Consider the following 8,687-nt stretch of genomic DNA (forward strand, 5'->3'; position numbering starts at 1 on the left):
CGACCGGACGACCGGGCAGGCGCTGTCGCCTTTCCCCGCTACTTGCCGCCGGGCGCGACCCAGGTGACGATCACCGCGGCGGCGACGCACAGGACACCGACCAGGGCGAGCCAGCGCGCGCACTCCACCAGCAGCCAGATGGTCTTCGTCCGCTTCTTCTCGTACCGCAGCAGCCTGCCCGCCTCCAGCAGGATCTCCTCGCCGGGCCGTCCGTGCACGGCGAGAACGCCCAGCCAGGAAGCGGCGATCAGGGCGAGGAACCCGGCGATCAGCAGCCCGATCACCCACCAGCGCGGGGTGTCCGCCAGCTTGCTCAGGTCCTCCTGGCCCTTCAGCACGAACACGGCCGCGAGCAGGCCGGTGAGCGAGGCGAGGAAGTTGCGGTATCCCTCCGCCTGATGCAGCGCCGCCTGCAACTGTCGCTCCGGGGAAGCCATCTCGCGGCAGCGGCGGTCCGCGTCGCGGAGCTGCTGCGGCGTGGGCGTGAAGGTCATGGCGTCGCCCCGGACTGCCCGGGCGAGGGCGGCGCCGCGATGGTCAGCAGGGCGCCGCACCCCCGCGGCTCGCTCGCGGGGCGGTTCATGTGCAGGGTGCGGCACTGGCACAGGGTGTGGAACGGCTCGGGCCCCGGCTCCTCGCGCCTGCCGAACCAGCCGCCCTTGGCGACCGGGGGCTGCCCGAAGGGCCACGTCCTCGTCATCGGGCAGCTGCAGACTGGGCAGGTCCCGGAGGCTTCGTACTGGGCGTCGTCGCCGTTCCTCCGCACGACCCAGCGGAAGGTGAGGACGGGGGTGTGGACGGCGTCGGGGTCGTACTCGATCGGGGGCGTCACTCGGCGGTGCCTTCCGGGAGAGGGGCTTCGGCGGGGAGGTCGAGGGAGAAGAGGGCCGCGTACCGGGCCAGCCGCTCGCGCACCTCGGTCTCGAACAGGTCCGTCTCCTCCGCGCAGAGCGTGATGTGGTCCTGGGAGACGGCGCCGGTCAGGGCGGGGGCCCGGCCGGTGAGCTGCTCCGTGAGGATGATCAGGTCCTGCCAGTCGGGGACGCGCTCGGCCACCTCGCCCTCGGGCCTGCCGACGGTGACCTCCAGGCCGAGGCAGGCGAAGGGGGCGTAGCGGTCGTACGTCCTGCCGAGGGTCCAGTCGAAACGGCCGGCGGTGCGGACCAGTTCGAGGGGGCCCAGGGTGCAGGACTCGTCGTCGACGCCGAGGAGACCCGGGCTGAAGGCGGCGAGGTCGAACAGGTCCGGTGCGCGGTCCCCCACGGCCGCGAACTCGGGGGTGTCGAGAGCACAGGGGGGCGGCGGGCCGCCGAGCGGGACGAAGCGGGTGAGGTGCTCGATGGAGGCGGCGAGTGTGCGGCGTGTGCCGTACGCGTGGTGCAGCAGTCGCCGGAGCCGGAGGGACGGCGGGAAGCCGTCCGACGGGTGCCGCAGGAGCGCGGTGACGTCCTGGGTGGTCGCTTGCAGGTCCAGGACTTCGGGGGCCGGCTGGGTGACGGCGATGGGAAGGATCTGGTCCTGGCCCGTCAGCCGCCGCACGATGTCGCCGATGGGGCGTCGCTCCGAGGCACTGAGCTGGACGAGGACCGGGGGTGTCACACCCTGCTCGTCCAGCTGCCTGCCGGCCGCCCCGATCGCGTGTCCACGGTTGAGGGGGTGGTCCCAGACCCCCAGTTGCCGCACGGTCTCGTCGATGCGGTCCTCGAAGCCCGGGGCGAGGAGACCGGCCGTGCTCATGCGCCGCAGGACCTTTTCGATCTCGTCGAGGTCGATGTCCGACCGGGGCGACAGGCTCGGGGTGCGGGAGGCCCTGCGGGTGATGACCCTGATGAACTCCCAGGGTGCGATACCGGTGTCACGGCGACGGATCGTAGTGAGTACTTCGGCCGCCAGGGAGGAGGGGATCCAGTCGGCCACCTCGGCGGGCGGCTCGTCGGCGCGAATCCCGGTCACCGGAGTGAGGGCGTTCAGGCGTGCGGCCACTTCACCGGGCGGAGTCTGCAACTCCGCGGCCAGCACGAGCAGGTCGGCCATGCGGAGATCGTCGCCACGCCACCGGGTCACGTCCAGGCGGGCACCGACCGACCGGGCGAACAGGGAACGCTCCATCGCATCGAGTGGGCCGTGCTCGACGGCGGCGGGCGAGGGGTCTTCCCGCAGCGAGAAGCCGAGCGGCTCGAACCGCCGGACCCGAGCCGCCAGGTCGCTGACGGGCACTCCGGGTTCGGCCCGGACGAGAAGATCCACGACGCCCAGCTCACCGGGCCACACATGCCGTTCCTCGTCCAGTTCCTTGCTCACCAGCAGCGCGGCGTCACCTCGGGTGGGGACCTCGGCGGCCAGGTCGGCGTCCAGGGCGGGCGGGGGCGGCAACTCGGGCTGCCAGGTCCGGAGTTCCTCCAGGAGAGCGACGGCCTCCCCGAGGGTCATGCGGTGTCGCGCGGCGATCAGCAGGAGGGGAGCGTACAGGGCGGGCACGTTCCAGGACCCCGCGAGCAGCATGGAGCGCCACATCCCGGACAGCTCCACCAGTTCCGTCGTGGGCCGTGCGGTCCGAAGTGCGCGGATGTCCGTCGTGGGGGGAACCTCCATACCCAGGATCGCGTAGCGGCGGAGGGCCTTGAGCGGCTCTGCCGACGGCGTGTCCGTCAGGTGTGCGGCGCGCAGCACCGTCTCCCATCCGCGCGGGGTGGAGTCCTCCTTCGAAAAGAGGATCGCGTCCATTCCGGACGGGCGGGGGTACCCGGGCGGCAGGAAGGACTTTCCCCCCTGGTGGAGAGCGAGCCGTGCCTTCTGCCACTGTCTGGCGAGCGCGCTCTGGTACTCGCCGAGCAGTCCACGCCAGGGGCCCCGGCTGTTCCCCGCGCTCTCGTCCATGGGCAGGCACCCCACGGTCGCGAGGGGAACCGTACGCGGCAGGGCCCGATCGGGGAGCGCTGTCGTGGGAAAGATGATGGCCATGGTGTCGTCGGGCAGCGAGTCGAGCACTTCGAGGGCGAGTCGGGGCGACCTCGTGGCCAGCGCCCACAGCCACGACAGGAGGACCTCCCGCCACCGCGCGGCGGCCCTCGGCGCGGCTTCCAGCAACTCGGACGTCACCGCCTCCTCGTCGTACGAGATCAGGCTGTTGCGGTCCACACTGGGCTCCGGCCGATGCCGCTCCCGCAGGTTGACGATGTGGCCCCACGACTCCGGCGCGCCCTTGATGACCACTCCGTCCAGCAGCCACCCCCCTTGCCCCTGCACCAGCCAGATGTCGCGGGCGCCCTGGACGGCGTCGCCGTACCAGGGCTTGGGGGTGGGCGGTGTGAGCGCTCCGGGCTCCCAGCGCCGGTGGCGTACGGCCGTCGCGCTGTCGTCCTTGGTGAGTTCCCGTGCCTCCACCTCGAAGTCCGCCACCCACAGGAAGGACTCGAGCGTGTCCACCAGCGAGGGCGGGACGGTGGAGTCCTCGCCCAGATAGAGCCGCACCCGCGTCCCGCCGTCCAGCGCCACATGCGGATCCTCGCCGATCCTCAGCAGCCCGGAGCCCGACTGGATGTCGGCGCGCAGCGGCTCCAGTTGGAGCGTACGGCCGTAGTGGTCCACCGGGCTCGTCCAGACGACGACTTCCTCGGCCAGCATGAAGTAGCTGAACACGCCGATGCCGAAACGGGAGTTGAGGGGCATCTCGCCGAGCTCGGCGCGGCGCCAGTTGCGGCGTTCCTGGACGAACTCGGGGTCCTGCTCGTACCGCTTGCCGGCGCGGGCGAACATCGAGGTCAGCTTGGCGCGGTTCATGCCGGAACCGTTGTCCGTGCACTCGATGTACGGCCTGCCGTCGGCGTCCCAGCCCTGGGTGAACGTGATCCTCGGCTGCCAGTCGGGCTCGGGCCGCCCCTGCGCCGCGCCGTACTGCCGGCGCATGTCGCGGTAGCGGCAGGCGTCCAGGGCGTTCTGGTACAGCTCGCGCACCGCCAGCATGGGATCGCCGTAGAGCTGGGTGCCCATCAGCAGGGGCCGGATCTCGTCCTCGGCCAGCCGGAAGCGCTCCAGGGGCTGCTTGTACCGCTCGGCCACGGGCACGAGCTGGTCGGTGGTGACGCGCTCGGGGAATCCGCGCAGCAGGGCGGGCGGGGTCGTACGGGCCTTCTGGCACTCCTGGTGCAGCAGGCTCACGGTCGCGTTCGTCCGCGCGGCGAGCTCCTCGACGGCCACGTGCAGCGCCGGATGGGGGCAGGCGAACCGGACGGTGAGTTCGTAGGCGCCGTCGTCCTGTTCGCCCAGGGGCGTCACGTCGTAGCCGAAGTCGGCGGACAGGGCGGCCACCACGTCGTCCGGGTCCAGGGGTTCATGGGCGCCGAGATGGTCGACGAGGACGCTCGACATCCGGCGCGGGTCGGCGGCCTGGAGGCCGGCCGTCCACAGCAGACGGGCGAGGTCCGAGGCGCGCCACTGGTTCCCGGGCACCGGCGGGTAGGTGCTCCAGTCGTCGCCGCCGCGCGCGTCGTTGATGCGCGGACTCGTACTCGGGTGGACCGTCAGATGACCGAGGACCTGGCGCACCTGGCCGTCGATGGTGAGCCTGGTCGTCTCCCTGACCGGTGTTCCCGTGGGGTCGGTGGCCGCGTCCAGGATCGCGCTCACCAGCAGGTCGAGGATCGTGTCCACGGCCGCGTAGTCGCCCGTGCGTTCCCACAACAGGTCCCAGTCGGTGATGAAGCGGTGCCGCAGCCAGTGGTCCGCTGCCGCCGTCTGTTCCCTCAGGCCGCGGCGGCGCAGCGTCGCGACCGTGCGCCGGACCTGGGAGTGCGCGCGGGCCACGTCGTGGGCGGCGTCCCGCACCAGGCGGTCGTGGCCCTCGAGGTCGTCGTCCGCCGCGCTCTTGACGTCCATGCCCTCGGGCATCGTCCTGCGCAGCTCTTCCAGCGCGATCGCGACGATGCCCTCCTGCACGACGGGCGCGGCGAGCAGCGCCGCCGTCTCGGCGGGCGAGAGCAGGTCCCGGCCCTCCAGACGGGCCCGCTTGACCAGGATCTCCATCCGATCGACCACCCGGACCGGATACGTGGGGTCGGTCCACGGGTCGTCGCGGTGCGCGCCCTCGGTGGAGAGGGAGTCCACGATGTGCTCGACGAGCTCGCCGAGCCGCTTCTTGACCCGCTCGTGCACGGCCGCGGTGCCCGACGTGTACTGCCACAGGCACGACTGCTCGATCATGGTCGTCCACCGGTACGCCTCCTGCGCGCCCTCGCACAGCACGGGGCCGGGGCCGTCCGCGTTGAGGCCGTGCGGGAAGTAGCGGTCGACGGTGGGCGGCATGACGCCCGCGTCGGACGCGTTCCGGCGTACCGCCGTGCGGGTGTAGCGGACGAGGTCGGCGAAGGTGGTCGGCTGGGTCGTCGGCGCGAGTGCCTTGGCGAGCGCCCGGCCGAACCAACTGCCTTCCTGGGGGTCGGCGTAGGAGCGTTGGCCCCGGCTGCAGCTGTACAGCCAGTACACGTCCTCGGTGGCCGAGAGCACGGTCGTCCTGCTCTGCTCGGCCAGGGGCGTGGGCTCCTCGGTGCGGCACATGTCCAGGCAGACGACCGTCGTCACGCCGGCGGGCAGCCCGTCGAGCAGTCCCTCGGGGTCGGCGGCTATCAGGGTCCGGTCGAGGAGCGACCGGCCGCCGGCCGGGTCCACGCGGCCCGGTTGGACGTCGGCGGGCAGCAGATGGTCCCGCTTGCCCACGGTCGTACCGTGACAGGACACGTAGAGGAACGCCGTGTCGCCGGGGGAGCACTCGTCGAAGAACTCCTGGAGTGCGCCGAGCAGTTCGGGGCCGCCCGGGTCGTGCAGCGGCCGTACCTCGTAGTGCGACTGGCGCAGCGCGCGGCTCACGAGTTCGACGTCCTCGACGGCGCTGTCCAGGGCGGGGAAACGCCGGGCGAGATGCTCGTCCCGCTCCAGCGCGGGGGTCCGCCCCACCCCGACGACCAACGCCCGCCGTCTGCCCGCTCCAGCGGCCTCGGTCTGTCCCGCTTCCACTCGTCCCCCTCACGCTTTTCACGAGTAGGACATCATCGCAGAGCGTGGGGGTCGTGGTGCCGTACTCTCAGGTCCCGTCCGGTGACCGACAGCCGGTACCGAGGGGGGAGTCCGGATGGCCGCGATCAGTCTCAGCAAGGTGGAGGAGACCGCTCCCGCGCTGGCCGGCCTGTACAAGAGCGCCGGGGTGTCGCTCCGCAAGCACGGCCTCGACGGGCTGCGGGCCGCGGTCTATCTCGTGGTCGACTATTCCGGATCGATGAGGCCGTACTACAAGGACGGCAGTGTGCAGGCGCTGGCCGACCGGGTGCTCGGGCTGTCGGCGCATCTCGACGACGACGGCACGGTGCCGGTGGTGTTCTTCTCCACGGACGTCGACGCCGAGACCGAGATCGCCCTGGCCGGCCACCAGGGACGGATCGAGCGGATCGTGGCCGGGCTCGGGCACATGGGCAAGACCGGCTACCACCTGGCGATGGACGCCGTCATCGACCACTACCTCGACAGCGGGGCCACCGAGCCGGCCCTCGTGGTCTTCCAGACCGACGGCGGGCCCACCAGCAAGCTCGCCGCGGAACGGTATCTGTGCAAGGCGGCGAAGCTGCCGCTGTTCTGGCAGTTCATCGGCTTCGGCGACCCGGGCAGCAAGCAGTTCGACTTCCTGCGCAAGCTCGACGAGCTGGCCGTGCCGGGCAAGCGGGTCGTCGACAACGCCGGGTTCTTCCACGCGGGCGAGGACCCGCGGAAGGTGCCGGACGCCGAGCTGTACGACCGGCTGGTGGGCGAGTTCCCGAAGTGGCTGGTGGCCGCGCGGGCGCAGGGGATCGTGCGGCCGGCCTGACCCCGCCCGAGTGGCCCGCTCGCCCCCGGCCTGACCCGCCCGCCCCTTGGGCCAGCCGCCCACAGGCGCCGTCGCCCGGCCTCAGCCGTTCTCGTCCGGCCGCACCTGGATGTGGTCCTCCTCCAGCTCCAGCAGCACCCGGTCCCGCATGCCCAGGGCCGCCGTGTACTCGGCCGGCAGTTGGAGGCGGCCCGCGCGGTCGAGCATCGTACTCGCGGGCCGTCACCGACTCCTGGCCCGCCTCGTCGACCTCCGTGCGGCGCAGTACCTCCGTCGAGGTGCGGCCGTCGCGGATCGCGACCGTGCGGCGGACCGCCTCGGTCGTCGATCCGCGCCTCCGCCCCCGTCCCCAGCAGCGCGGCCCGGTCCCGGGCGTCCGCCACGCCCGTCAGCACGGACCCCCCGAAAGCGGCCGTCGTCAGGGCCGTCAGCAGGGCGAGCAACGGCAGCGTGGCGACCGCCGCCGGTGAGCGGCCCGCGCGGGCCCAGGAACCCGACCACGCCGCGCAGCCGCCCGGCCGGCCGGCGGCCCACCGCAGGGGCAGCGGGTACAGCCGTACGAGGACCAGCGCGGCGACCAGCCCGACGAGCACCGGGGCGGCGCTCACCAGCAGATCGCCCGCCCCGTCCGTACCACGGCGGCGCAGCGTCACCACCGAGCCGACGGCCAGCACCAGCAAGGTCAGTTCGGCGACCGTGCGGCGCCCGCCGCGCCTGGCGTGGGCGAGGTCGTCACGCTCCTGGTGCGCCCGCGGCCTACGATGCGCCACGACCGCGCGCACCGGTAGCGCGGCACAGGCCAGCAGCGCCACGGCGCCCGCCCCGAACATGGCGGGCAGCGGCCGGGCCCCGTCCACGACGAGCACGGCGAGCAGCAGACCGCAGGCCGCCGCGGGCACCGCCGGCACCACGGTCTCGGCCAGCAGCCGCCCGGCGATGCCGCCCAGGGAGCCGCCCCGGGCCCGCAGCAGGGCGAGTTCGGCGTCCCGGCGGGCGGCGGCCACACCGACGCTCATGACCAGCACGACGACGGCGATCGCGGCGATCCCGCTGTGGGCCTCGCCGGCCACGAGACGCAGCGGCCCGCCGAGCTCTCCGGCGGGCAGCAGCAGCGGGTCGCCATCGCCCGGGCCCTCGCCAACCGCCCGGCCCTGCTGCTCGCCGACGATCCGACCGGCCAGCTCGACGCCGCCACCGGCCTGGCGGTGATGGAGCTGCTGCGGGCCGTGGTCCGCAGCGAAGGCGTCACGGCCCTCATCGCCACCCACGACCCCCAACTCCTCGGCCTGGCCGACAGGGTGCTGGAACTGAGTGACGGAGTGGTCGCCGAGGACAAGGCGGGGATCGTGCGCGATCCCGGCAGCCGCTGAGCCGCCCGCTAGCTCCCTTGGCCCAGCCGCCCATACGCCCCGTTTGCGTGGCCGCGCTGCCGTGCCACGCTGGGAAGGATCCCACGGGGAGGCGACGACGTATGGGCGACGACGGCGCACGACGGGTGTACGGGACGGCTTCCGCTCGCCGGAGCCCTCCGGCCGGCAAGGGCGAGAGGCTCGCCGACTGGGCGGACGGGCGGCTCGGGCTCTACGGGCTGGCCAGGGCCAACATGCGCAAGGTCTTCCCGGACCACTGGTCCTTCATGCTGGGCGAGGTCACCCTCTACAGCTTCGTCGTCCTGATCCTCACCGGCGTCTACCTCACCCTGTTCTTCGAGCCGAGCATGCAGGAGGTCGCCTACAACGGCTCCTACACGCAGCTCAACGGCGTGCTCATGTCCAGGGCGTTCGAGTCCACGCTCGACATCAGCTTCGACGTGCGCGGCGGGCTGCTGATCCGGCAG

At 72.6% G+C, this 8,687-nt stretch carries 4 protein-coding genes and 3 pseudogenes; 3 read left to right on the forward strand and 4 right to left on the reverse strand.

Annotated elements, in window-relative coordinates; translation table 11 throughout:
- Window positions 1-38: 38 nt before the first annotated feature.
- Genes GTY47_RS00590 through GTY47_RS00600 form a run of 3 tightly spaced genes read right to left on the reverse strand, consistent with a single transcriptional unit; the run spans window position 39 to window position 6,009 of the window.
- Window positions 39-494: a hypothetical protein gene (locus GTY47_RS00590; RefSeq protein ID WP_010039466.1), complete on the reverse strand. Its 456-nt coding sequence runs from the start codon at window positions 492-494 to the stop codon at window positions 39-41.
- Entirely contained in the window at window positions 491-832 is a 342-nt protein-coding gene (locus GTY47_RS00595) for a hypothetical protein (protein ID WP_010039468.1), read from the reverse strand. The genes GTY47_RS00590 and GTY47_RS00595 overlap by 4 nt, the downstream gene beginning before the upstream one ends.
- Entirely contained in the window at window positions 829-6,009 is a 5,181-nt protein-coding gene (locus GTY47_RS00600) for a caspase family protein (RefSeq protein ID WP_102514881.1), read from the reverse strand. The genes GTY47_RS00595 and GTY47_RS00600 overlap by 4 nt, the downstream gene beginning before the upstream one ends.
- Before the next feature lie 115 nt (window positions 6,010-6,124).
- Here GTY47_RS00600 and GTY47_RS00605 point away from each other — a divergent pair, with 115 nt between their 5' ends.
- Window positions 6,125-6,850: a VWA domain-containing protein gene (locus GTY47_RS00605; RefSeq protein ID WP_010039473.1), complete on the forward strand. Its 726-nt coding sequence runs from the start codon at window positions 6,125-6,127 to the stop codon at window positions 6,848-6,850.
- Window positions 6,851-6,931: 81 nt separating this feature from the next.
- Here GTY47_RS00605 and GTY47_RS00610 read toward each other — a convergent pair.
- A pseudogene (locus GTY47_RS00610) lies at window positions 6,932-7,163 on the reverse strand (ABC transporter ATP-binding protein); the annotation flags it as partial.
- A 739-nt stretch (window positions 7,164-7,902) separates the two neighbouring features.
- Here GTY47_RS00610 and GTY47_RS00615 point away from each other — a divergent pair.
- Both GTY47_RS00615 and GTY47_RS00620 read left to right on the forward strand, forming a co-directional pair.
- Window positions 7,903-8,220 (forward strand): annotated as a pseudogene (locus GTY47_RS00615) (ATP-binding cassette domain-containing protein); the annotation flags it as partial.
- Between the two features lie 101 nt (window positions 8,221-8,321).
- Window positions 8,322-8,687: pseudogene (locus GTY47_RS00620) on the forward strand (ubiquinol-cytochrome c reductase cytochrome b subunit); the annotation flags it as partial.

It is taken from the genome of Streptomyces sp. SID5464 (assembly GCF_009862985.1).
Taxonomy (GTDB): domain Bacteria; phylum Actinomycetota; class Actinomycetes; order Streptomycetales; family Streptomycetaceae; genus Streptomyces; species Streptomyces chartreusis_D.